This is a genomic window from Nakamurella multipartita DSM 44233, assembly GCF_000024365.1.
GTDB classification, from domain to species: Bacteria; Actinomycetota; Actinomycetes; order Mycobacteriales; family Nakamurellaceae; genus Nakamurella; species Nakamurella multipartita.
The window spans coordinates 4,436,846-4,458,043 of the sequence record NC_013235.1 but is presented as its reverse complement, the minus strand read 5'-3'; the positions used below and the strand labels follow the sequence as shown (position 1 = coordinate 4,458,043).

The 21,198-nt window shown below is 72.1% G+C and carries 24 protein-coding genes; 10 read left to right on the top strand and 14 right to left on the bottom strand.

What is annotated here, in order from left to right:
* Nucleotides 1-98: 98 nt before the first annotated feature.
* A complete protein-coding gene (locus NAMU_RS20010) occupies nt 99-989 on the bottom strand; it encodes a glycosyltransferase (protein WP_217180527.1) in 891 nt (296 codons plus the stop codon).
* 39 nt (nt 990-1,028) lie between these two features.
* Between NAMU_RS20010 and NAMU_RS30630 the strand changes: the two genes are divergently transcribed.
* The gene (locus NAMU_RS30630; protein ID WP_217180525.1) at nt 1,029-1,352 is read left to right on the top strand and encodes a hypothetical protein; all 324 of its coding nucleotides are present in this window, start codon (nt 1,029-1,031) and stop codon (nt 1,350-1,352) included.
* A 50-nt stretch (nt 1,353-1,402) separates the two neighbouring features.
* Nucleotides 1,403-2,068, top strand: a complete 666-nt coding sequence (locus NAMU_RS20005; RefSeq protein WP_015749159.1) for a TetR/AcrR family transcriptional regulator — start codon at nt 1,403-1,405, stop codon at nt 2,066-2,068.
* Between the two features lie 111 nt (nt 2,069-2,179).
* Here NAMU_RS20005 and NAMU_RS20000 read toward each other — a convergent pair whose 3' ends face one another.
* Nucleotides 2,180-3,121: an SDR family oxidoreductase gene (locus NAMU_RS20000; RefSeq protein ID WP_015749158.1), complete on the bottom strand. Its 942-nt coding sequence runs from the start codon at nt 3,119-3,121 to the stop codon at nt 2,180-2,182.
* Nucleotides 3,122-3,247: 126 nt separating this feature from the next.
* On the opposite strand from NAMU_RS20000, the gene NAMU_RS19995 reads away from it, so the two are divergent.
* Nucleotides 3,248-4,150, top strand: a complete 903-nt coding sequence (locus NAMU_RS19995) for a helix-turn-helix transcriptional regulator (protein ID WP_015749157.1) — start codon at nt 3,248-3,250, stop codon at nt 4,148-4,150.
* Here NAMU_RS19995 and NAMU_RS19990 read toward each other — a convergent pair.
* On the bottom strand, nt 4,108-4,950 hold the full coding sequence (locus tag NAMU_RS19990; RefSeq protein WP_015749156.1) for a helix-turn-helix domain-containing protein: 843 nt from the start codon (nt 4,948-4,950) through the stop codon (nt 4,108-4,110). The genes NAMU_RS19995 and NAMU_RS19990 overlap by 43 nt on opposite strands.
* 39 nt (nt 4,951-4,989) lie before the next feature.
* Here NAMU_RS19990 and NAMU_RS19985 point away from each other — a divergent pair, with 39 nt between their 5' ends.
* Nucleotides 4,990-5,556 (top strand): maleylpyruvate isomerase family mycothiol-dependent enzyme, encoded by a 567-nt coding sequence (locus NAMU_RS19985; RefSeq protein WP_015749155.1) that lies wholly within the window; start codon nt 4,990-4,992, stop codon nt 5,554-5,556.
* On the opposite strand, the gene NAMU_RS27675 is transcribed toward NAMU_RS19985, so the two are convergent.
* The 5 genes from NAMU_RS27675 to NAMU_RS19960 form a co-directional block, all read right to left on the bottom strand.
* Nucleotides 5,489-6,157, bottom strand: coding sequence for a hypothetical protein (locus NAMU_RS27675; RefSeq protein ID WP_015749154.1), 669 nt, complete (start codon nt 6,155-6,157; stop codon nt 5,489-5,491). The genes NAMU_RS19985 and NAMU_RS27675 overlap by 68 nt on opposite strands.
* Complete coding sequence (locus NAMU_RS19975; protein WP_015749153.1) at nt 6,157-6,945, bottom strand: MerR family transcriptional regulator; 789 nt, start codon at nt 6,943-6,945, stop codon at nt 6,157-6,159. The genes NAMU_RS27675 and NAMU_RS19975 overlap by 1 nt, the downstream gene beginning before the upstream one ends.
* Before the next feature lie 41 nt (nt 6,946-6,986).
* On the bottom strand, nt 6,987-9,044 hold the full coding sequence (locus NAMU_RS19970; protein WP_052308019.1) for a RecQ family ATP-dependent DNA helicase: 2,058 nt from the start codon (nt 9,042-9,044) through the stop codon (nt 6,987-6,989).
* Nucleotides 9,045-9,237: 193 nt separating this feature from the next.
* Nucleotides 9,238-9,612, bottom strand: a complete 375-nt coding sequence (locus NAMU_RS19965; RefSeq protein ID WP_217180523.1) for a hypothetical protein — start codon at nt 9,610-9,612, stop codon at nt 9,238-9,240.
* 34 nt (nt 9,613-9,646) lie between these two features.
* On the bottom strand, nt 9,647-10,849 hold the full coding sequence (locus tag NAMU_RS19960; RefSeq protein ID WP_015749150.1) for a benzoate/H(+) symporter BenE family transporter: 1,203 nt from the start codon (nt 10,847-10,849) through the stop codon (nt 9,647-9,649).
* Nucleotides 10,850-10,907: 58 nt separating this feature from the next.
* Here NAMU_RS19960 and NAMU_RS19955 point away from each other — a divergent pair, with 58 nt between their 5' ends.
* Entirely contained in the window at nt 10,908-11,471 is a 564-nt protein-coding gene (locus NAMU_RS19955) for a helix-turn-helix domain-containing protein (protein WP_015749149.1), read from the top strand.
* Between the two features lie 12 nt (nt 11,472-11,483).
* Here the strand turns inward: NAMU_RS19955 and NAMU_RS19950 are convergent, their stop codons facing one another.
* Nucleotides 11,484-12,725, bottom strand: a complete 1,242-nt coding sequence (locus NAMU_RS19950; protein ID WP_015749148.1) for an alpha-amylase family protein — start codon at nt 12,723-12,725, stop codon at nt 11,484-11,486.
* Nucleotides 12,726-12,910: 185 nt separating this feature from the next.
* On the opposite strand from NAMU_RS19950, the gene NAMU_RS19945 reads away from it, so the two are divergent.
* The 3 genes from NAMU_RS19945 to NAMU_RS19935 all read left to right on the top strand — a co-directional run bounded on the left by NAMU_RS19945 (nt 12,911) and on the right by NAMU_RS19935 (nt 15,215).
* On the top strand, nt 12,911-14,248 hold the full coding sequence (locus NAMU_RS19945) for a protein kinase domain-containing protein (protein ID WP_015749147.1): 1,338 nt from the start codon (nt 12,911-12,913) through the stop codon (nt 14,246-14,248).
* Nucleotides 14,249-14,331: 83 nt separating this feature from the next.
* Nucleotides 14,332-14,721 carry a hypothetical protein gene (locus NAMU_RS19940; RefSeq protein ID WP_015749146.1) on the top strand — a complete coding sequence of 130 codons (390 nt, stop codon included), beginning with the start codon at nt 14,332-14,334 and terminating at the stop codon, nt 14,719-14,721.
* Between the two features lie 53 nt (nt 14,722-14,774).
* Nucleotides 14,775-15,215, top strand: coding sequence for a CBS domain-containing protein (locus NAMU_RS19935; RefSeq protein ID WP_015749145.1), 441 nt, complete (start codon nt 14,775-14,777; stop codon nt 15,213-15,215).
* A 16-nt stretch (nt 15,216-15,231) separates the two neighbouring features.
* Here the strand turns inward: NAMU_RS19935 and NAMU_RS19930 are convergent, their stop codons facing one another.
* Genes NAMU_RS19930 through NAMU_RS19915 form a run of 4 tightly spaced genes read right to left on the bottom strand, consistent with a single transcriptional unit; the run spans nt 15,232 to nt 19,044 of the window.
* Nucleotides 15,232-15,990 carry a succinate dehydrogenase/fumarate reductase iron-sulfur subunit gene (locus NAMU_RS19930; protein ID WP_015749144.1) on the bottom strand — a complete coding sequence of 253 codons (759 nt, stop codon included), beginning with the start codon at nt 15,988-15,990 and terminating at the stop codon, nt 15,232-15,234.
* Nucleotides 15,980-17,920, bottom strand: a complete 1,941-nt coding sequence (locus tag NAMU_RS19925) for a fumarate reductase/succinate dehydrogenase flavoprotein subunit (protein ID WP_015749143.1) — start codon at nt 17,918-17,920, stop codon at nt 15,980-15,982. Before NAMU_RS19925 ends, NAMU_RS19930 begins: the two co-directional genes overlap by 11 nt.
* Nucleotides 17,921-17,968: 48 nt before the next feature.
* On the bottom strand, nt 17,969-18,754 hold the full coding sequence (locus NAMU_RS19920) for a hypothetical protein (protein ID WP_015749142.1): 786 nt from the start codon (nt 18,752-18,754) through the stop codon (nt 17,969-17,971).
* A complete protein-coding gene (locus NAMU_RS19915; protein ID WP_015749141.1) occupies nt 18,751-19,044 on the bottom strand; it encodes a hypothetical protein in 294 nt (97 codons plus the stop codon). The genes NAMU_RS19920 and NAMU_RS19915 overlap by 4 nt, the downstream gene beginning before the upstream one ends.
* An 86-nt stretch (nt 19,045-19,130) precedes the next feature.
* Between NAMU_RS19915 and NAMU_RS19910 the strand changes: the two genes are divergently transcribed.
* Nucleotides 19,131-19,742 carry an alpha/beta hydrolase family protein gene (locus NAMU_RS19910; protein WP_015749140.1) on the top strand — a complete coding sequence of 204 codons (612 nt, stop codon included), beginning with the start codon at nt 19,131-19,133 and terminating at the stop codon, nt 19,740-19,742.
* A 35-nt stretch (nt 19,743-19,777) separates the two neighbouring features.
* Here NAMU_RS19910 and NAMU_RS30095 read toward each other — a convergent pair whose 3' ends face one another.
* Nucleotides 19,778-19,945 carry a hypothetical protein gene (locus NAMU_RS30095; RefSeq protein ID WP_015749139.1) on the bottom strand — a complete coding sequence of 56 codons (168 nt, stop codon included), beginning with the start codon at nt 19,943-19,945 and terminating at the stop codon, nt 19,778-19,780.
* Between the two features lie 116 nt (nt 19,946-20,061).
* Here NAMU_RS30095 and NAMU_RS19900 point away from each other — a divergent pair, with 116 nt between their 5' ends.
* On the top strand, nt 20,062-21,114 hold the full coding sequence (locus NAMU_RS19900; protein WP_015749138.1) for a LacI family DNA-binding transcriptional regulator: 1,053 nt from the start codon (nt 20,062-20,064) through the stop codon (nt 21,112-21,114).
* Nucleotides 21,115-21,198: the final 84 nt, after the last annotated feature.

The window sequence follows — 21,198 nt, the reverse complement described above, 5'->3', positions numbered from 1 at the left end:
CCGGGCTCAGCCCGGATCGCCACCGCGGCGGTGGGGCGCGGCGCTGGTCACCAGGTCGTCGATGATGCGGGCGAGGTGAGTGGGGCCGTCGACGCGGCTCATGCTCGCCGCAATGGCCTGCGCGCGGGCGCGGTAGCCGGGATCCTCGAGCACCGAACGGACGGCGGCGGCGACCGCGGCGGGGGTGGGCCTGGTGGTTTCAACCGCCGGCCGGCGCCGGACCAGGCTATTCGGGCAGCCACCTCGGGCTTGTCCTCGTGACCGCTGGTGGTGATGACCGGGACCCCATAGCGAAGGGCGTACTGGACGCCGCCGTAGCCGCCGTTGGTCACGAAGACATCGGTCTTGGGCAGGAGCGAGTCGTAGGGCAGGAACGTCGCCGCGCGCGCGTTCGCCGGCAGCGGCGGGAGGGAGTCCACGGGGCGCCCGCCCGTGGCGACGACGACCAGGAGGTCTTGGCCGGCCAGTGCCGTGAGCGTGGGGGCGATGATCTGGTCGTAGTCACGGTTTGCGATCGTTCCCTGGGTGACGTGAATGACGGGCCGGGACCCGTCCAGCTCGTCCCACCAGGGCGGTGGGTCCGCCCGCGAGCCGGTGGCCGAGATCGGGCCGACGAAATGCAGGCCGGCCGGCGCGTCGGAGCGCGGATACTCGAACTCCGGAACGGTGAACTGCGCGATCGCCTCCGCATGCCGCGGCCAGTCCAGGACCGGAAACGGCAGTGGGCGCCCGAACAGCGTGTCGTGGACCTCGTCGGCCACGCGCTCGGCCGGCGGGAAGACGGTACGCGCCGCGATCTTTCTCAGCACCGAATTGCGCAACCGGCCGAGGGGCCCGCGCATCGGCGTCAAACCCATGCCGTAGGGCGCGGTTTCGCGACTGCTGATGGTCAACGGAACCACGCCGCCGACCACGATCGGTGGACGGTCGCGCAACGGGTGACCCAGCAGGAATGCACCACCTACGAACGCGGTGTCGACCAGGACCACGTCCGCGGGTTCCTCCCGGTGCAGGCTCATGATCGCGTCGTGCTGGGCGCGACCGGGACGCACGAAGACGTGCTCGATGTCGAAGGCGATGGACTTGGCCCCGGTGAGTCGTGCGCGCTCGGGGAATGTTTCGGCGAGGTCCTGCCGGTCGTCGAAGTCGGCCTCCGGCGGCAGTGGGAGGTGCTGCGCGCCGGTCGCTTGCACGACCCCGGCAAACCGGGACCCGGTCAGGAAACGAACCCGGTCTCCGCGAGCCACGAAATGCCCGGCGGCGGACAGCAGCGGTGTGACGTGGCCGTGCACGGGAACGGATGCAAACAGGATGGAAGCCATGAGCTCACCTCGGTCACCAGCATCGACTGACGATTTGGGCGCTACGTCCTAGTATTCACCGCTATGAGAAGGTAGTCAATATGACCGACAGTCCCGGCCGTGGACGGCCCTACCGATCCGAGCTCCGCCAAGAGCAGGCGGCCCGGACGCGGCTACGGGTGGTCCAGGCGGCCGTGCGGCTGTTCGGCCGCGACGGGTACCGGGCTACCACCTTCACCCAATTGGCCAAGGAAGCCGGGGTGTCGGTCAAAACGGTGCAGGAACACGGCCCCAAGGCCGATCTGCTGCAGGCGGCCGTCGAGCTGGCGTCGTTCGGGGTGGAGGGCGAGACCGATTTCTTCGCCACCGATCTCGGGCGAGCGGTGCTGCAGATCCGCGACCCGGGCGAGCTTGCGGTGATGGTCGGCGAGGCGATGCTGGCCATCAACACCCCGTCGGCCGGCCTGTGGATGACCTTCGTGGCGGCGGCTCAAGGTGATGCCGAACTCAGCGGTTACCACGCGCGGATGCTGGCGCTGATCCGCGGACAGGTTCAGCACGTCCTGGACTATGTCAACGATCAGGGCTGGCTCCGTCGCGACGTCCCGTTCGATGACCTCGTCGAGGCATTCTGCGTAGTCACCTGTATCGAGACCTTCGTGCGGTTCGTCCACCACGACGGGAAGTCCCCCGACCAGTACAAGGCCTTCGTGGCGCGGACCATCGGGGAGTCGATCCTTGCCTCCGGCACCCGTCCGATGCCCTGACGGGTCTTCGGCGCGCCGAACGCGGCGCGTATCCGTCCCTTCGGGGCCCTGTGCCCACGCGATGGTCAGCCGATCCGGACGCGAACGAGCCCGGCTACCCCGTGCGGCCGTTCAGTCCTGCGGGAACGGCACCGCGGTCAGCTCCTGTGAGACCCGCCAGATGCGATCGGCCTGCTCGTCGCCGCGCAGGGTGGGGTAGAGCTTCTGCTCCGCCGGCGCACCGCCCAGGTGGCCCAGCCCGCCGGGCCCGTACAGCCGCCCCGGCTGGGCGTCGGGCGAGGTGGCCGCGTACACCGCCGGGAGCGCGGCGCTGGCGACCGTGCCGACCAGGAGCCCGCGCGCGGACAGGGCGCGAATGACGCGCACGCCCAGGGTGTCCTTGGCCCGGCCCACCTCGGGTCGGGCGGCCAGCAGGTTCGTCGGGGCGACCCCGGGGTGCGCCAGGTTGCTGCTGATGCCCCAGCCGGCGGCTCGGCTGCGCCGGTCCAGCTCCAGCCCGAACAGTCCGAGCGCGATCTTGGACTGGCGGTAGGCCTTCATCCCGTCGTAGGACCGTTCCCAGTTCAGGTCGTCCCAGTTGATGGACCCCCGGGCCGCCGCGACGCTGACCTGTGAGGTGACCCGGGCCTGCCCCGCCCGCAGCAGCGGCAGCAGGTGCGCGACCAGGGCGACGTGGCCCAGGTGGTTGGACCCGAACTGCAGCTCGAAGCCGTCGGCCGTGTTCTGCCGTTCCGGCGGGGTCATCACCCCCGCGTTGTTGATCAGCAGGTGGATCGGCCGATCCTCCTGGGTCAGCGTCCGGCCGAGTTCAGCCACCGAATCCAAGCTCGACAGGTCCAGCTCGCGCAGCGACACGGTGGCATCCGGTGCCGACCGCCGGATCCGGTCGATCGCCGCCTCGCCCTTGCGCTGGTTGCGCACGGGCATGATCACCTCGGCGCCGGCCGCGGCCAACCGGCCGGCCAGGCCGACGCCGAGGCCGTCACTGGCCCCGGTGACGACCGCGCGCCGCCCGCTCAGGTCGGGGACGGTGATGTCGATGGTCTTCGTCATGGGGGCTCCGCAATCGTCGTGGGGGGACTGGCTCCACCGTGCGGGTGACCGGCCGCGCTATCCAGGGTTGCTCAGTCCCTGGATCACGCCCGATCGCCCAGGGTGGTCCCGGATAGCCTTGGCCGGATGACGATCGACCGGGCCGCACTGGCCGGCTTTCTGCGGCGCCACCGGGAATCGCTGCAGCCGGAGGACGTCGGCCTGCCCCGCGGGCGCCGCCGGCGGACGCAGGGGCTGCGCCGCGAGGAGGTCGCCGCGCTCTGCCACATGTCGACCGACTACTACGCACGGATGGAACAGGAGCGTGGCCCCCAGCCGTCGGAGCAGATGACGGCGGCCATCGCCCAAGGCCTGCACCTCTCGCTCGACGAGCGGGACCACCTGTTCCGGCTGGCCGGGCACCATCCGCCGACCCGCGGGGCGGCCAGCGACTACATCGGGCCCGGCATGCTGCGCATCTTCGACCGGCTGCAGGACACGCCGGCCGAGATCGTCACCGAGCTCGGGGAGACGCTGCGGCAGACCCCGTTGGCGGTGGCCCTCACCGGCGATCTGACCGTCTACCGCGGCCCGGCCCGCAGCATCGGCTACCGGTGGTTCACCGACCCGGCGATGCGCCGGCGGTACGCCCCCGAGGACCACGAGTTCCTCTCCCGGATGTTCGCCTCTGGCCTGCGCGAGGCGATCGCATTGCGTGGCAACGGCTCTCGGGCCGCGCAGCTGGCCGAGCTGCTGCTCGCCGGCAGCGCGGAGTTTCGGGCGGTCTGGGCCCGGCACGAGGTCGGCATCCGGCCCCGGGAGGTCAAGCACTTCGTGCACCCCGAACTCGGCGCGATGGAGCTGACCTGCCAGACGCTGCTCGATCCGCAGCAGTCGCAGATGCTGCTCGTCTACACCGCCGTCCCGGGCAGCGAGACCCACGAGAAGCTGCAGCTGCTGTCCGTCATCGGTACCCAGGTCCTGACCGACCCGGACGCCGGCCGCGATCAGCCCGTGCCGGATACACCGTCGGGTCGGACCGCCCGGTAGCGGGCCGCGAACTCGCCGGGCGTCATCCCGGTCACCGAGCGGAAATCGCGGGTGAAGTGCGGCTGGTCGGCATAGCCGAGGTCGGCCGCGACGTCGGCCAGGGAGGCGGGATCGCTGCGCAACCGCACCGACGCCTCCTGCAGCCGCCGCCGTTGGATCAACCACTTGGGCGACAACCCGATCCGGCGCCGCACCAGGCGTTGCAGGGCCCGCTCGGTCAGCTCGAACCGCTCGCACACCGGCCCGACCCGGGTCACCGTCGGGTCCTGCTCGACGAACGCAACGATCCGGTTGGCCAGGATGCCCTCGTCGTCGACGGGCAGGAACCGGCGCACCGCGCCGGCCACCAACGCCATCGCCGCGGCGTGGGATTCGGTGCGTCGGGGCCGGTCCATCGCCGCCCGCACCCGGCCGGCCAGCACCGATCCGGCGTCGCCGAGGACCTCGGTCAGTTCGACGTGCCGGTCCCGGAACTGGGCCATCGACCGGCCGGCGATCAGGGTCCCGCCGGCCGGCTGGCACATCACCCCGACCGCCCATCCGTCACCGACCAGGGTGGTCGTGGAGAGCCCCGAGGCCACCCCGTAGAACCGGGCGTAGTCGGGCGCGATCACGATCAGCGCGCACGGGTACTGCAGCACCCGTTGCGGCGCCTGCCGGCCCGGATCCACCGACCACACCGGGATCCAGAACCGTTGCAGCAGCTCGCGCAGGTCCTCGGGAGCGGGATAGCGGTGGATGGTGTGCGAGAGATCGCGGGGGTCGCGCAGATGGGCCCGCTCGATCCTGTCGGGTTTCATCAAGCGCCGCTCCGTCCGGGCGTCGTAGCGTGCCCGTTCATGAGCCAGTCCACCGAGAACCCCACCGCCGCACGGTACGCGGCCGGCGCCACCCCGCTCGCCGCCGTCCTGGACGCGGTGCCGGCCGACCGCTGGGCCCGGCCCAGCCCGTGCGAGGGCTGGACCGCCCGCGACGTCGTCCGGCACCTGATCGAGACCCAACGCGACTTCTTCACCGGCCGGGGTCTGGACCTCGGGCCGGCTCCCGACCTCGACGCCGATCCGGCCGCGGCCTGGCGGGGGCACGGCCCGGCCGTGCAGGATCTGCTGGACCGGACTCAGGCGGGGGAGCTGGCCTACGACGGCTACTTCGGCCCGACCACGGTCGGCCGGACTTTGGTCGACTTCTACGTCCCGGACATGGTGGTGCACCGCTGGGATGTGGCGGTCGCAGTGGACGGCGACACCCGGCTCACCGACGACGAGCTGGACCGGTTGGAGAGCGCGATCGAGGCCTGGGGCCCGGCGATGTACTCCGACGGGGTGTGCCAGGCCGCACTCACCCCGCCGGACGGGGCGTCGCGTCAGGTTCGGTTGCTCGCCCGGATGGGGCGCCGCGGCTGGTGATGGCGGCGACCATCGCTCCGGGCTCGTCGACCCAGGCCCGCACCGCGGTCACCCGGACCGCCCGGCCCCGGGGCCCGGGCACGGTCAGCGGCCGCGTCAGCACCAGCTCCATGCTGGTGCCGCCGTTGTCGACCAGGCTCAGCACGTCGCCCTCGAGCTGGACGGTGGCCAACCCGGTTCGCGCCGACCGGTGGGCGCGGACCTGGGCGACCGTGTCCAGCGGTACGACGATGTCGGTGGTCAGGCCGCAGCGCAGCACCACACGGTCGCCGGTCACCAGGTGCGGGCGCACCGGCCCCGCCCCCAGCAGGTATCCGGCCAGCCAGGCCAGGCCGTACAGGCCGGTGATCAGCAGCACGGTCCGGACCGGGCCGGCCGGCACCAGCAGGTGGACGACGCCGACCTCCAGCACCAGCAGCGCCGCGCCGGTCCAGCGGACCGGGGCCAACGCCCGATGATGGGTGAAACCCTCTGCCCCGTTGGGAATGTCGGGTCGCCGGGTCAGCCCTCGGAGCAACCCGAGCCACACCTGCCGTTCCCCCTCGATGGCCCGGTGGAGCTGGGTCGGCGGGGCCGGCCGAGTCGGGTCGGTTCGGACCATCAGCCGGCCGGTCGGCTCAGCCGGCGGATGACCGCCGTGACGACCGCTTGCTGTGCCGGGCTCAATCCCTGATTCATGAGGGCCAGGTGGGCCGGGGCGAGCGGCCCCGCGCCGGCGGCCCGGTCGATCAGCTCGGGCGGCACGCCGGCCAGGATGTCGGCCGCCAGGTCCTCCACGACCTCCCGCGCGGGGGCGGCGCCGGCGGCCAGCGCGTCGAACCGGGCGTAGATCGCGGCGGCTCGGGCCGCCGCGCTCGGGTCGTCGCCGATCGCGGCGAGCAAGGCACCCAGGTCCGCCCCGTCGGTGCTGGCGGTGCTGGCGGTGCCGTCCGGGCCGCCGATCAACGACAGCAGCTGCCGGTCCCGGTCCAACGCGGGTCCGCGCGCGCCGGCCCGGCGGACCGCGTCGAGATAGGCGAGCAACCCGGGCTCGTCGATCGAGTCCGCCACGTCGCGGGGCGTGTCGGTCAGCCGGGACCGCAGCGTCTCGACCCGGCGGCGCTGCTCGCGCAGGTCCGCTTCCTGCCGCGCCAGGTCGGCGTCGACTTCGGCCAGGATCTCACCGAGGTCGCGTCCGCGGTCGTCGGCGAGCACATCGGCGACCTCCTCGAGGGTCAGGCCCAGCTCGGTCAACCGGCGGGCCCGGACCAGCAGCACCGCATCCGCCAGCTCGTACTCCCGGTAGCCGTTGCCGGCTCGGGCCGGTTCGGGCAGGACCCCGACGTGGTGGTAGTGCCGCACCGTTCTGGTCGACACCCCGACCAGGGCCGCCAGCTCGCCGATTCGCATCGCTCGATTCAAAACCGTGACGCCGCGTCAAGGTCAAGCGCTCAGGGCAGCTGGTGCACGGCCAGCGGCAGCACGGCGGCGGCGCCGGCCTGGACCAGCAGGGCCGAGGCCACCGTCACCGTCCACCGCGTCCGGATGACGTCGTCGACGAGCAACACGGGCCCGTCGAGTTCGACGCCCGGCCGCAGCGCGGTACGGGCCAGCAACTCCCGGACCCGAACCGCCGAGGACACCTCGGCCGACGGCGGGGGACCGGTGACCTCGAGGGCCGGCACCAGCGGGAGCCGGCCGATCCGGGCCAGGTGCTCGGCGACCGAGCCGACCAGCTGCGGGTACCGGCGGGACGGCATCGGCACCACCGCCGTCGGTCGGTCCCAGGACCGCGACCACCGCCGCAGCGCCTCGACCATCCCGTCCAGCACCTCGGCCGGGGCCGGGGCGTCGTGCTGCCACAACGTGGCCAGCACCTGCGACCAGGCCGGGTCGTCGGCGAAGGCCAACGCCCGGCCGGCCCGCAGGCCGGCGATCTTGCCCTTGCGGCCGGGCAGGCCGCTGGGCCACAACTTGCGCGGTTCGACGACGACGTCCTGCCCGCGGAAGAACCGCTGGGCGGCGCTGATCGTCTCCGGGTCCGGGCGGGCGCCGGGCGCGGGCAGCTCCCCGGTGCACACCGAGCACCGCCCGCACGGGTGCGGATCGGGATCGTCCAGGGCCTGCTGCAGGAACTGCATCAGGCAGCCCTGCCCGTGCGCGTACCGGCGCATCAGGTCGGCCTCGGCCGAGCGCACCCGGCGCAGCGCCGACCACTTGGCCTCGTCGTAGACCCAGGGCTGCTCGCCCTCCCGCCAGCCGGCCGGGTCGCGGGCGACGACGTCGTCCACGGCCAGGATCTTGAGCAGCGTCTCCAGCCGCCCGCGCCGGATCCCGGTGGCCGCCTCGATCGCGGGCAGGCTCTGTGGGCCCTCGTCCAGCACCCCCAGCACCCGCCGCACCTGCTCGTCGGTGGGGATGCCGGCGGTGGCGAAGTACTCCCAGATCCGCTCGTCGGACGGGCCCGGCACGAGCACGGCGACCGCGGTGTCCAGCGCCCGGCCGGCCCGGCCGACCTGCTGGTAGTAGGCGACCGGGGACGACGGCGAGCCCAGGTGCAGGCAGAACGCCAGGTCGGGCTTGTCGTAGCCCATGCCCAGGGCCGACGTCGCGACCAGCGCCTTGACGTCGTTGGCCCGCAGCCGGTCCTCCAGCTCCTCCCGGTTCTGGGTCTGGCCCGAGTAGGCGGCCACGTCGAAGCCCCGCTCGCGCAGGAACCCGGCCAGTCGCTCGGTCTCGGCAACGGTCAGCACGTAGACGATGCCCGAGCCGGGCATGGTGGCCAGCGCGTCGGCGACCCAGGCGTACCCCTCCAGCGTGCTCAACCCGGGCACCACCGAGAGCCCCAACGAGGCCCGGGCCAGCGAGCCGCGCAGCGTCACCGTGTCCGGCCCGAGCTGGGCGGCGACATCGGCCGTCACCCGCTCGTTCGCGGTCGCCGTCGTGGCCAGCACCGGGGTGTCCGGGGACAGCCGCAGCAGGATCCGGGTCAGCCGCTGGTAGTCCGGCCGGAAGTCGAACCCCCAGTCGGACACACAGTGCGCCTCGTCGATCACCAGCAGCCCGCACCGGGCCAGCAGGTCCGGCAGCTGGGCGGCGAACCGCGGGTTGGCCAGCCGCTCGGGGGAGACCAGCAGCAGGTCGAGCCGGTCCGCGCGCAGCTCGTCGAGCACCTGCGTCCACTCGTCGACGTTGGTCGAGTTGATGGTGGCCGCCCGCAGCCCGGCCCGTTCGGCCGCCGCGATCTGATCGCGCATCAGCGCCAGCAGGGGCGAGACGACCAGGGTGGGTCCGGCTCCGCGTCCGCGCAGGGCGGCCGTCGCGCCCCAGTAGACCGCCGACTTGCCCCACCCGGTGGCCTGCACGACCAGCACCCGGCGGCGCCGCTCGACCAGCTCGCCCACCGCGCGCACCTGATCCTCGCGCGGGCGCGCCTGCGGTCCGGCGGCGGCGGCGATCACCCGGGCCAGGACGTCGGCGGCCGGGAGCACAGCGGGAGGACTCGTCATGCCCCCATCATGTCCCGGCGCCCCGACAATGCCTGCGCGGCGACCTCCCCGCGCCACCCCCTCGCAGTTGATCATGGGAAGAATGCTGTTCTGGCGCAGCCAGAACGGCATTCTTCCCATGATCAACACCAGGTCGGCGGGGCCGGGGCCGGGGCCGGGGCCGTGCGGCCGTTACCAGGTCGGCCGGGCCGGGTCAGCCGGTCTGCACGCTGCGGCGCTGGCGACCGTAGACGCCGCCCGAGCTGTAGCTGGCCAGATCGACCACGATGGCCAGGCCCAACCACAACCAGTCCAGGCCGTTCACCCCGCCCGGGGCGACGAGCACGTACATCAGGGTGGTCCAGGGGGCGAGCAGGAACCCCAGGAACGGCAGCCAGAAGCTGGAGAAGGTGGTGTCCCAGCGCAGCGGTTCGAACAGCCACCACAACACGATCCCCGCGCGCGGCCCGAAGAACAGCAGGATGACGAACAGGCACATGGCGTGGTCCTTTCGACGGGGCGAGGCAATGACGGCCCGGCGTTCGACGGCGCCGGTCGCCACCACGAGCGAAGCCTGCGCCCCCGTCACCCGCGGGCGCATCCTTCTCGCCGGATGAGCCGCCTTAGACGCGGGCGTGCCGGCCCGATCGAGGCTTCTCGGCGGCTCGAGGATCGCGGGGCCGCAGCACGGTCCGCACCGCCAACCCGGCCAGCAGCGCCCAGAACGCCGCACCGATGCCCAGCGCGCTCACCCCGCTGGCCGCGACCAGGAACGCCGCCACCGCCGGCAGCCGCTCGCCCGGATCGGCGGTCGCGGCGGCCAGGCAGGCGGCCAGGGTGCCGAGCAGGGCCAGCCCGGCCACCGACTCGATGACGCCGGGCGGAGCCCCGGCCACCAGGGCGGTCAACGTGGCCGCCAGCGGGGCCAGCAACAGGTAGGTCACGCCGGCGGTGGTCGAGGCGATCCACCGGCGGCGGGGGTCCGGGTGGGCCTCGGCGGACGCCGGCAGCGCCGCGCTGATCGCGGCCAGGTTGACCGCGTGGGCCCCGGCGCCGGCACCGGCCATCGTGCCCAGGCCGGTCAGCAGCAAGGACTCCCGCCAGGGCACCGCGTACCCGGCGGCGCTCATCACGGCCACCCCGGGCACGTTCTGCGAGGCCATGGTCACCACGTACAGCGGTATCGCGATGCCGACGACCGCGGTCCAGGTGACGGTGGGGACGGTGAGGCTCACGACCGGCGCCAGCAGTGTGACGCCCTGACCGGACAGCACGGCATCACCCACGATCAGGGCCAGCGCGAGCAGGAACGCGGCCGGGGTCGACCAGCGCGGGGCCAGCCGCTGCAACCCCAGCCAGACGACGATCACGGGGGCGACCAGCAACGGGCTGACCGTCAGCGCGGTGATCGGCTGCAGGCACAGGGTCAGCAGCACGCCGGCCAGCATCGCCTGGGCCAGCGGGGCCGGGATCCGGGCGACCGTCCGGCCCAACCACGGCCACAGCCCGGTGATGGCCAGCAATGCCCCGGTCACGACGAACGCCCCGACGGCCGCCGACCACCCGATCTGCAGGCCGGCCGCGGCGACCAGCAGCGCCGCGCCGGGCGTCGACCAGGCCAGGGTCAGCGGGGTGCGGTGCCGCTGGCTCAGCCAGATCGTGCCGGCGCCCTGCAGCACGCAGAGCACGGCCAGCCCGGAGGCGGCCTGGGCGGTGTCGGCCCCCACCGCCTGCAGGCCGGCCAGCACCACCGCGAACGAGCTGGTGAACCCGACCAGCGCCGTTACCACGCCGACGCCGACGGGCTGCGTCCACGAACGTTCCATAAACAGAACCGTAGCAGGAGCGTTCTGTTCATGGAACACCGCCGGTAGGGTCCCGGGAGTGGACTCCCCGGATCTGCCGCACCTGATCGGCGAGCGACTGCGCGCGGCCCGGACCGAGCAGGGACTGTCGGTCGGCGGCCTGGCCCAGGCGGCCGGTATTGGCAAGGGGTCGCTCTCGGAGATCGAGAACGGCACCCGCAACCCCACGTTGAGCACCCTGTACGGGCTGGCCAACGCCCTCGGGCGGCCGCTGTCCTGGTTGCTGGCCGAGCAGGTGGGAGCGCAGGTGTCCAGCCCCGGGATCGCCGCCCGGCTGCTGGACACGTCGGCGACCGGCCCGTCGGGAACCGATGACGACGTGACGGTGGAGGTCTACGCGATCCGGCTCGAGCCGGGGTCGACGCACGTATCGCAGGCGCACGGACCGGCGGTCGTCGAGCACCTGCTGGTGGTGCGCGGCCGGGTGGCGGCCGGCCGGCAGGGCGCCGAGGTCACCCTGGACACCGGGATGTCGACGAGTTGGGTCAGCGACGGCCCGCACAGTTACCGGGCCCTGGACGAGCGCCCGGCCGACGTGGTGCTGGTGATCCGCTGGGAGCCGGACGGCGCCGGGCCCGCCTAGGACAGCCAGGGATCAGCCGGCGTGCTCCCAGATCGTCCCGCCGCCGGCGTCCCGGATCAGCACCGACGGCCGGTCCAGGTCCAGCTCGACGTCCAGGTGCTCGCCGTCGCCGGATGCGCGGTACCGGTAGCGGGTGTTGGTCAGCTCCAGCGATTCGGTGGACGCGCCGGCCAACCAGGGCCGGCTCCGGCGCACGTCGATGAGCCCGGCGTGCATCCGCCACAGATCGTTGCGGGGCAGATCGGCGGGCGAGTCGGGGTACTCGGGCCGGACCGCGTCGTCGCCACCCAGCCGGTCCTGCTTGACCCCGGTGAAACCGCGCTCGTCGCCGTAGTAGATCGACGGGATGCCGCCGACGGTGAGCAGGATCGTCAGCGCGACCGGCACCAGCGTCGGGCCGACCTGAGAGGCGATCCGGGTGACGTCGTGGTTGCCGATGAAGGTGTTGGGCCGGAAGTGATCCAGGAAGTCGTTGTGCCGCTGCAGCGTCCAGTCCAGCTCGAAGAAGTTGCCGTCCTTGAGCGAGGACCAGATCGCCTTCCACAGCTCGTACTGGGTCACCGAGTCGACGGTGGAGCGGGTCACGAAATCCGGGTAGTCGCCGTGGATGACCTCGCCGAGAAACCAGGCGTCGGGGTGCTTCTCGCGAGTGGCGGCCAGCACGCGGGCCCAGAACGGGGGCGGCACCGAATAGGCCGCATCCAGCCGCCAGCCGTCGGCGCCGCGGTCCAACCAGTGGATCAGCACGTCGGTGACCCAGTCGGCGGCGGCGTCACCGGAGTGGTTCAGCCGGACCAGGGTGTCGTGGCCCTCGAACACCCGTGGGTGCGGGTCGGCCGGGTCGGACCAGTCGATGTCGAACAGGGCGGCCGCGGCACTGTCGGGGCCTTCGGCGAGCGCCTGCGCGACCAGCGGATGATCGCGGCCGACGTGGCTGAACACCCCGTCCAGCAGCAGGCGCAGGCCCCGGGATCGGCAGCCGGCGACCAGGTCGTCGAAGTCGTGCTCGGTGCCCAGGCGCGGGTCGATCCGCCGCAGATCGACGCTGTCGTACCCGTGCGTCGCCGACGCGCAGATCGGCCCGAGCAGCAGCCCGGTGCAGCCCAGCTCCACCACCTCGTCCAACCAGCCGAGCAGCCGGCGCAGCCGGTGACCGGGGGTGTGGGCCTGCCGAATCGGGGCGCCGCCAAAACCCAGCGGATATACCTGCCACCAGATGACCTGTTCGAAGGATCGATCCGTCGTCACGTCCACACCTCGATCGCGCTCGTTCGCCGGCCCGGCGTTGTTTGCCGCGTAGGTCCATCGCCGACCGTACGGGTCCGGGTCGGATTCGTAACGTTTACCGACACTCGGGCACGTCCTGCCGGGCTCGGCCGGTCCCGGCTGGTAGATGTCGACCATCTCGTATGCCCGGGGCAGATGTGGGAGTGTGACCGATGGTCGGCTATCGCTACGCGAACCGATATCAGGCGACCGATGTCATCGGCCAGGACGAGATCTCGGTGGTCCGCCGCGGCCGTGACCTGCTGATGGACCGGGACGTGGCGATCAAGGTCCTGCGCGCGGACCTGACCACGCAGGACTCGATCCAGGACAGCTTCCGGCAGGTGGCCAACCACGCCGCGGCCCTGAACCATCCCGCGTTCGTCGCGGTCTACGACACCGGTGACACCCCGAGCGACGCGGGCAGCGTCCCGTTCGTGGTCATGGAGTACGTGCCGGGGGACACCCTGCGCACCGTATTGGCCCGGCAGGGCACGCTGCCGTGGCGCCGGGCCCTGCAGATCGCGGCCGAGCTGTGTGCCGCCCTGGACCACGCCCACCGGCGCAACATGGTGCCCTGTCACCTCACCCCGGTGAACGTGCTGATCGACCCGAGCCGGGGCAGCGACGGCGCCGATCAGGTCAAGGTGATCAACATCGGCGAGCGCACCGGGACGCCGGAAGTGGTGGCCCGGCAGTACAACTCGCCCGAGCAGATCCGGGGTGGGCTGCCCGACAAGCGCAGCGACCTGTACACGCTGGGCTGCGTGATGTTCGAGATGCTCACCGGCCGGGCGCCGTTCGTCGGGACGACCCCGCAGGCCGTGGCCGACGCGCACCTGCGCCAGGCGCCCCGGGCCCCGGGCGAGGTGATCTCGGGCATCCCGCGCGACGTCGATGCGATCGTGCTCAAGGCGTTGAGCAAGAACCCCGACAACCGCTACCAGACCGCGGATCAGATGCGGACCGACATCGAACGGGCGCTGGCCGGACGGACCGTCGCCGCTCGGGAGAGCTTCGCCGCGCCCGAGCCGGTGTCCCGGCGCGGGCCGGCCACGGCCACCGCGGTCCGTCCCCGGGTGACCGCCGGGGTCGCGGCCGGGGCGGGCGCCCCGGCGTCCCGGCTCAACGCCCCGCTGCTGGCCCCCGGCCTGACCCTGCCGGTGCTCGACGAGGTCGAGCCGCTCGACCCGGAACGGGCGGCCGCGCACCGCAAACGGTGGACCTACGTCGGCCTGGGCGGGCTCGCCGTCGCGCTCGTGGCCGCCCTCTGGCTGACCCTGGTGGTCATCACCACCCCGCCGCCGCCGGCCAAGGTCGCCGTGCCCAACGTCATCGGCATGACCGTGGCCCGGGCCAGTGCCGCGCTGCAGGACAAGGAACTGCAGCTGGGCACGGTCACCGTGGTGGACACCAACAAGGCTCCGGCCGGCACCATCGTCAACCAGCGGCCCTCGGAGAAGACCGAGGTGGACGCGGGCACCGACGTCACCGTCGAGGTCGAGGGCTGACCGGACCGGCCCGCCGGTGAAGGTCGTCACGATCTTCGTCTGGCAGGCCGGCGCGTCCCGGCCGGCTGGGTAGGTTCGCAGCCATGAACACCTCGACGCCGATGACGACCATCACCCTGGCCGCTGGTGCCGTGCTCACCGTGCTGGGCATCGCCGGTTACGCGCTCTCCGGCGCGGCCAGCCTCACCGCCCTGATCCCCGCCCTGGTCGGGGTGCTTCTGGCGATCTGCGGGGTACTGGCCCGGCAGGACAAGCTGCGCCGGCACGCCATCCACGCCGCGCTCGCCGTCGCGCTATTGGGCGCGCTCGGATCGTTGATGAACGTGGTCAAGATCGGTCAGGTCTTCGCCGGCACCGCGCAGCGGCCCACCGCCGTCGTGGTCAGCACCATCATGTTCCTGATCCTGGTGGCCTACCTCGCCGTCGGCGTGCGCTCATTCGTCGCCGCCCGGCGCGGCCCGGTCACCTCCTGACCCGGCGCCGGCGCCGTCGTGCCGGCCCCGCGCCGCTCTTGTAGGTTCGGGCCATGCGGGTCGAATCGGTGATCGCGGTGCCGGCGACGGATACGGTTGGGCCGACCCGACTGGCCCTGCTCACCGCCAAGACGGGCAAGCTGCCGGTCGTCGTGGTCGTGCAGGCGCCGGCCGGGCCCGAGTACCACGTGCTGGCCATGGCCGAGCTGCAGGCCGCGATGACCAACCAGCTCTCGGCCACCCCGCTGCACGAGGCGCTGGACCTGTCCTCCTCGACGCCGCGCCCGCCGGTGAGCCGGGCGCAGGTCGCCGCGGCGGATGCGGGCACCCCGGTCGTGGACAACGGGCGGCTGGTCGGGGTGGTCCTGGACGACAAGGTCGAGGTGCCCGAGCCGACCGAGCAGGACCTGGAGAAGGGCGCGCCCTCCACCCGCGGCGGCGCGGAGGAGCAGGGGCGCAAACGCGGCCTGTGGAGCCGGCTGGGTCGCTCCTGAGTGCACGGACGGACAGTCAGTCCCGGCGGCGCCGGAACAGCTTGTTGCCCAACCAGACCAGGGGATCGTAGGACCGGTCGACGACCCGTTCCTTCATCGGGATGATCGCGTTGTCGGTGATCTTGATGTGCTCGGGGCAGACCTCGGTGCAGCACTTGGTGATGTTGCACAGCCCGATGCCCTGGTGCTCGCGGGCGAACTCGCGGCGGTCGGTCCGCGCGTCCAGCGGGTGCATGTCCAGCTCGGCCGCCCGGATCAGGAACCGCGGGCCGGCGAACGCCGGCTTGTTCTCCTCGTGGTCGCGGACCACGTGGCACACGTTCTGGCACAGGAAGCATTCGATGCATTTGCGGAATTCCTGGGACCGCTCGACGTCGACCTGCTGCATCCGGTACTCGCCGGGGGCCAGGTCGGGTGGCGGGGCGAAGGCCGGGATCTGCCGGGCCTTGCGGTAGTTGAACGAGACGTCGGTGACCAGGTCGCGGATGACCGGGAACGCCCGCATCGGCGTCACCGTGATCGTCTCGTCCGGATCGAAGATCGACATCCGGGTCATGCACAGCAGCCGCGGCCGGCCGTTGATCTCCGCGCTGCACGACCCGCACTTGCCCGCCTTGCAGTTCCACCGGACGGCCAGATCCCCGGCCTGGGTGGCCTGCAGCCGGTGGATGATGTCCAGCACCACCTCACCCTCGTTCACCTCGACGGTGTAGTCCTGCAGGTCCCCGCCGGCGGCGTCGCCCCGCCAGACCCGGAAATGCGCGTCACGACCCATGTCCGGCCTCCTGCTGCTCGTCCAACGGGGTCAGCTCGTCCTCGGTCAGGTACTTGGCCAGCTCGGAGCGCTCGAACAGGGCGAGCAGGTCGGGCCGGATCGGGGTGATCGGCTCCGGCTGCACCGTCACCCCGCCGGCGCCGTCGAGCGCGCAGATCAGCAGGCGGCGGCGCCAGTCCGCGCTCATCTGCGGGTAGTCGTCACGGGTGTGCCCGCCGCGGCTCTCCTGCCGGATCAGCGCGGCCTTGGCCACGCACTCGCTGACCTGCAGCATGTTGACCAGGTCCAGGGCCAGGTGCCAGCCGGGGTTGAACTGGCGGTGGCCCTCGACGCTGACCGCGGCGACGCGCGGCTTCATCGCCGCCAGCGACTGGATCGCTCGTTCGATCTCAGATTCCTTGCGGATGATGCCGACCAGGTCGTTCATCGTCTGCTGCAGCTCCCGATGCAAGGTGTACGGGTTCTCCCCGTCCTCGCGATCGAACGGCGCGAGCGCGGACCGGGCCGCCGCCTCGATCGAGCCCACCGCCGGCACCGGGAGCGCGTCGCCGAGGCCGGTGACGTACTCCGCCGCGCCCAGGCCGGCCCGCCGGCCGAAGACGAGCAGGTCGGACAGCGAGTTGCCGCCGAGCCGGTTCGAGCCGTGCATGCCGCCGGCCACCTCGCCGCAGGCGAACAGGCCCGGCACCCGGGCCGCCGCCGCGGTGTCCGGGTCGACCTGGATGCCACCCATCACGTAGTGGCAGGTCGGGCCGACCTCCATCGGCTCATTGGTGATGTCGACGTCGGCCAGCTCGGAGAACTGGTGGTGCATCGAGGGCAGCCGGCGCTTGATCTCCTCGGCCGGCAGCCGGGTCGACACGTCCAGGAACACCCCGCCGTGCGGGGTCTGCCGGCCGGCCTTCACCTCGGAGTTGATCGCCCGGGCCACCTCGTCGCGGGGGAGCAGCTCCGGCGGCCGGCGATGATTCTCCGGGTCTTTGTACCAGCCGTCCGCCTCTTCCTCGGTCTCGGCGTATTTGGACCGGAACACGTCGGGCACGTAGTCGAACATGAACCGCTTGCCCTCGGAATTGCGCAGCACGCCGCCGTCACCGCGAACCGATTCGGTGACCAGAATGCCTTTCACCGACGGCGGCCACACCATGCCGGTCGGGTGGAACTGGATGAATTCCATGTTCACCAGGGTCGAGCCGGCCCGCAGAGCCAGCGCGTTGCCGTCGCCGGTGTATTCCCAGGAATTGCTGGTCACCTTGAACGACTTGCCGATCCCGCCGGTGGCCAGGATGACCGCGGGCGCGTGGAACACCACGAACGTGCCGGTTTCCCGGCGGTAGCCGAACGCCCCGGCGATCGCCCCGGTCTCGTCGCGCAGCAGCTCGGTGATCGTCACCTCGGCGAACACTCGCAGCCCGGCGTCCTCGTCGGCCGGCGGCTCGCCGCCGGCCGCGGTGGCCGCGTTGTCCTCGTCCTGGCGCAGCGAGACGATCTTCTGCTGCAGCGTGCGGATCAGCTCCAGTCCGGTGCGGTCGCCCACGTGGGCCAGCCGGGGGTATTCGTGGCCGCCGAAGTTGCGCTGGCTGATCCGCCCGTCCGGGGTGCGGTCGAACAGCGCCCCGTAGGTCTCCAGTTCCCAGACCCGGTCGGGCGCCTCCTGCGCGTGCAGCTCGGCCATCCGCGGGTGGTTGAGGAACTTCCCGCCCCGCATGGTGTCCCGGAAGTGCACCTGCCAGCTGTCCTTGGAGTTGGCGTTGCCCATGGACGCGGCGATGCCGCCCTCGGCCATCACGGTGTGCGCCTTGCCGAACAGCGACTTGCAGACGATTGCGGTGCGCATGCCGGCCTCGCGGGCGGCGATCGCGGCCCGCAGGCCCGCGCCGCCGGCCCCGACGATGACCACGTCGTAGCGGTGTTCTTCGAGGTCGGTCACGAAACGGTGCCTCCTGGCGCGGGGTCGGGGAGCCGGGCGAGCGAGAACTCAGAAGAACCGCAGGTCATGGATGGTTCCCGAGGCCAGCAGCACGATGTAGAAATCGGTGACCGCCAGCCAGATCAGCGACACCCAGGCCAACTGCATGTGTTTGGCGTTGAGCTTGGAGATCTGCTGCCAGGCCTTGTACCGGATCGGGTGCCGGGAGAAATGCTTGAGTTTGCCGCCCATGATGTGCCGGCAGGAATGGCAGGACAGGGTGTAGAGCCAGATCAGTCCGGCGTTGATCAGCAGGATCACGGTGCCCAGGCCCATGTGGCCCCAGTCGCCCGCCGGATTGCGGAAACTGAGAATGGCGTCGTAGGTCAAGATCACGCCGAAGATCATCGCGACGTACCAGAAATACCGGTGCACGTTCTGCATGATCAACGGGAATTGCGTCTCCCCGGTGTACCGCTTGTGCGGTTCGGCCACCGCACAGGCCGTCGGCGACTGCCAGAACGAGCGGTAGTAGGCCTTGCGGTAGTAGTAGCAGGTCAACCGGAAACCCAGCGGGAAGATCAGGATCAGCAGCGCGGGGGACAGCGGCCACCAGGCGATGGGCTGGCCGAAGTCGCTGGCCTCGGGCACGCAGGCGGTGGTGATGCAGGGTGAGTAGAACGGCGACAGGTACGGCGCGGCGTAGTAGTTGACCGCCCAGAACGCCCGGACCGTGCCGTAGACCACGAACAGGCTCAGCCCGAGGAAGGTGACCAGCGGGGCCCGGCGCCAGTGGTCGGTCCGGAGGGTGCGGGCCGCGATGCGGGCCCGCCCCGGGGTGTTGACGCCGCTCAACGGCTCTTCCCGTGGTACCCGCCGACCCCTTCGTGGTCGGCGTCCTCACCCCACATCGACTGGTCGTAGGGCTCGTCGCTGACCGTGTACATGGTGGCCGCGGCGGGGACGCCGACCGCGGCCGGAGTGTGCAGCACCTGGGCGTCGGCGACGTCGAGCTTGAGCCGCTCCAGGTCGTTGCACAGCCGGGCGACGATCGGGATCTTGCCGTGGGCGTGCGAGAGCACCGCGACCGCGGACGCCAACTCGTCGATGGAGCGTTGCAGGGATTGCAGGGCGGAGTCGGTCATCGAACCTCCCGGTCGGCGAAGCGAGAGTGATGTTGGTGACACTAGTCCGGCTTTGATCGACTGTCAGTTCGTGCTAGGCGTGGCGGATGGGTCAGGCTGATGCGGTGAACTTCTCCCAGCCGGATCGCGGGCCGTCCATCGGCGGGCTACTGCTCACTCCGGGCGCGGGGGCCGATCGGCACCAACGCACGTTGGTCGCCGTCGAGCAGGCGGTCGCCCCGTTGCCCTGCGAGCGGGTCGACTTCCCGTACCGGCTGCGGGGCTCCCGGATGCCCGACAAGCCCGAGGTGGCGATCGCCCACCTGGCCGAGCAGGCGGCCGCGCTGGTCGACCGCTGGGGCATCGCGCCGCAGGCCCTGGTGCTGGGTGGACGCTCCTACGGCGGGCGGATGTGTTCGATGGCCGTGGCCCAGGGGGTGCCGGCGGCGGCGCTGGTCCTGCTCAGCTATCCGCTGCACCCGCCGGGCAAGCCGGAGCGGCTGCGCACCGAGCACTTCGGTCAGATCCGGGTGCCGGTACTGGTGGTGTCCGGCCGGGGCGATCCGTTCGGGACCACGCAGGAGTTCGAGCGGGAACTGGCGGCGATCCCCGGCCCGGTGACCACGGTGTGGCTGCCGGGCGGGCACGACCCCCGCCGCTACGACGAGGTGGCCGGCATCGTGGCCGGCTGGCTGGGCGAGCTGGCCGCTGGCGGGTGAGCCCTGCCGGGCCGGCCCGGCTCAGCCGGCCCAGCTCAGCCGGACAGGTTGGCCAGCGTGACGAACCCGGCCGCGGCCAGCACGGGCAGGATCAGGTACATCAGCACTCCGGTCACCGGGCGCTTGTAGCTGTCGGTGCCGGCCATGGCCAGCGCGCCCAGCACGATGATGCAGGCGGCCATGATCAGGGTCGTGGTCCACACGGTTGGGTCTCCTCCCGACGGCGCGGCGCGGTCACCGGCGACGATCATTGTGCCCGATCGGTGGATCGGCGACGCCATTGGCCGGCGCACGGGCGAGTGAGCACTACTGTGCGACCATGCGGGGCGCGACGGGTGGGGCCGCCGACGATGTCGGCGTGCGCCGTGGCGCGCCCACGCTCGAGGACGTGGCCAGCGCGGCCGGGGTGTCCCGGTCCACCGCGTCCCGGGCGATCAACGGCGAGGCCAAGGTCAGCCCCCGCGCGCGGGCCGCGGTCGAGGCGGCCGTGCTCCAGCTCGGGTTCACCCCCAATCAGGCGGCTCGCACCCTGGTCACCCAACGGACCAATGCGGTCGCCCTGGTGGTGCCCGAGCCCGACGAGCGGGTGGTGGCCGACCCGTTCTTCTCCGCCGCCGTGCAGGGCCTGTCCCAAGCTCTGGCCGACTCCGACCTGCAGTTGGTGTTGTTGATGGCCGGCCTGGCCGGCTCACCGGAACGGGCCGTGCACTACCTGCGGCACGGGCACGTCGACGGCGCGGTCGTGGTGTCCCACCACCAGGCCGACGACATCGAGCGGGTGCTGGTCGCCTCGGGGATGCCCAGCGTGTTCGTCGGCCGCCCCTGGAACCTGCCGGACCAGCTGCATTACGTGGACACCGACAACCGGCGGGGCGGCGAGCTGGCCACCGAGCATCTGATCGCCCGGGGCCGCCGGCGCATCGGCACGGTCGCCGGCCCGGCGGACATGACCGCCGCCTACGACCGGCTGGCCGGCTGGCGATCGGCCCTGGCCGCGGCCGGGCTGCCGGCCGACGCGGTCGAGTACGGCGACTTCACCACCGAGGGCGGCGCAGCGGCGATGCGGCGGCTGCTGGCCCGCCGGCCCGACCTGGATGCGGTGTTCGTGGCCTCGGATCTGATGGCCGCCGGCGCGCTGGCCGTGCTGCGGGCGGCCGAGCGGAGCGTGCCCGGCGACATCGCCGTCGTCGGCTACGACGACTCAGCGGTCGCCGCCGTCACCGACCCGCCGCTGACGACGGTGATCAACCCGGTGGCCACGATGGCCCGGACGGCGGGCGGCATCCTGCAGCGGTGGCTCACCGACCCGGAGCCGCCCGACCGCGGGCCGGTCGTCTTCCCGCCCGAGATGGTCGTCCGGACGTCCGCCTGAGCGGGTCGGATCAACCTGTTTGGCCTGGTCGTCCGGTTCGTCGGGCCGTCCGGACGGCCTGTTCGGTCGGTCCCGTCGGACCTG

What these genes read in the sequence shown, in the direction of transcription:
- NAMU_RS20005 (WP_015749159.1), top strand. Translation starts at nt 1,403, where the DNA reads ATGACCGACAGTCCCGGCCGTGGACGGCCCTACCGATCCGAGCTCCGC.
- NAMU_RS20000 (WP_015749158.1), bottom strand. Translation starts at nt 3,121, where the DNA reads ATGACGAAGACCATCGACATCACCGTCCCCGACCTGAGCGGGCGGCGC.
- NAMU_RS19995 (WP_015749157.1), top strand. Translation starts at nt 3,248, where the DNA reads ATGACGATCGACCGGGCCGCACTGGCCGGCTTTCTGCGGCGCCACCGG.
- NAMU_RS19990 (WP_015749156.1), bottom strand. Translation starts at nt 4,950, where the DNA reads ATGAAACCCGACAGGATCGAGCGGGCCCATCTGCGCGACCCCCGCGAT.
- NAMU_RS19985 (WP_015749155.1), top strand. Translation starts at nt 4,990, where the DNA reads ATGAGCCAGTCCACCGAGAACCCCACCGCCGCACGGTACGCGGCCGGC.
- NAMU_RS27675 (WP_015749154.1), bottom strand. Translation starts at nt 6,157, where the DNA reads ATGGTCCGAACCGACCCGACTCGGCCGGCCCCGCCGACCCAGCTCCAC.
- NAMU_RS19975 (WP_015749153.1), bottom strand. Translation starts at nt 6,945, where the DNA reads ATGCGAATCGGCGAGCTGGCGGCCCTGGTCGGGGTGTCGACCAGAACG.
- NAMU_RS19970 (WP_052308019.1), bottom strand. Translation starts at nt 9,044, where the DNA reads ATGACGAGTCCTCCCGCTGTGCTCCCGGCCGCCGACGTCCTGGCCCGG.
- NAMU_RS19960 (WP_015749150.1), bottom strand. Translation starts at nt 10,849, where the DNA reads ATGGAACGTTCGTGGACGCAGCCCGTCGGCGTCGGCGTGGTAACGGCG.
- NAMU_RS19945 (WP_015749147.1), top strand. Translation starts at nt 12,911, where the DNA reads ATGGTCGGCTATCGCTACGCGAACCGATATCAGGCGACCGATGTCATC.
- NAMU_RS19940 (WP_015749146.1), top strand. Translation starts at nt 14,332, where the DNA reads ATGAACACCTCGACGCCGATGACGACCATCACCCTGGCCGCTGGTGCC.
- NAMU_RS19935 (WP_015749145.1), top strand. Translation starts at nt 14,775, where the DNA reads ATGCGGGTCGAATCGGTGATCGCGGTGCCGGCGACGGATACGGTTGGG.
- NAMU_RS19930 (WP_015749144.1), bottom strand. Translation starts at nt 15,990, where the DNA reads ATGGGTCGTGACGCGCATTTCCGGGTCTGGCGGGGCGACGCCGCCGGC.
- NAMU_RS19915 (WP_015749141.1), bottom strand. Translation starts at nt 19,044, where the DNA reads ATGACCGACTCCGCCCTGCAATCCCTGCAACGCTCCATCGACGAGTTG.
- NAMU_RS19910 (WP_015749140.1), top strand. Translation starts at nt 19,131, where the DNA reads ATGGGTCAGGCTGATGCGGTGAACTTCTCCCAGCCGGATCGCGGGCCG.
- NAMU_RS19900 (WP_015749138.1), top strand. Translation starts at nt 20,062, where the DNA reads ATGCGGGGCGCGACGGGTGGGGCCGCCGACGATGTCGGCGTGCGCCGT.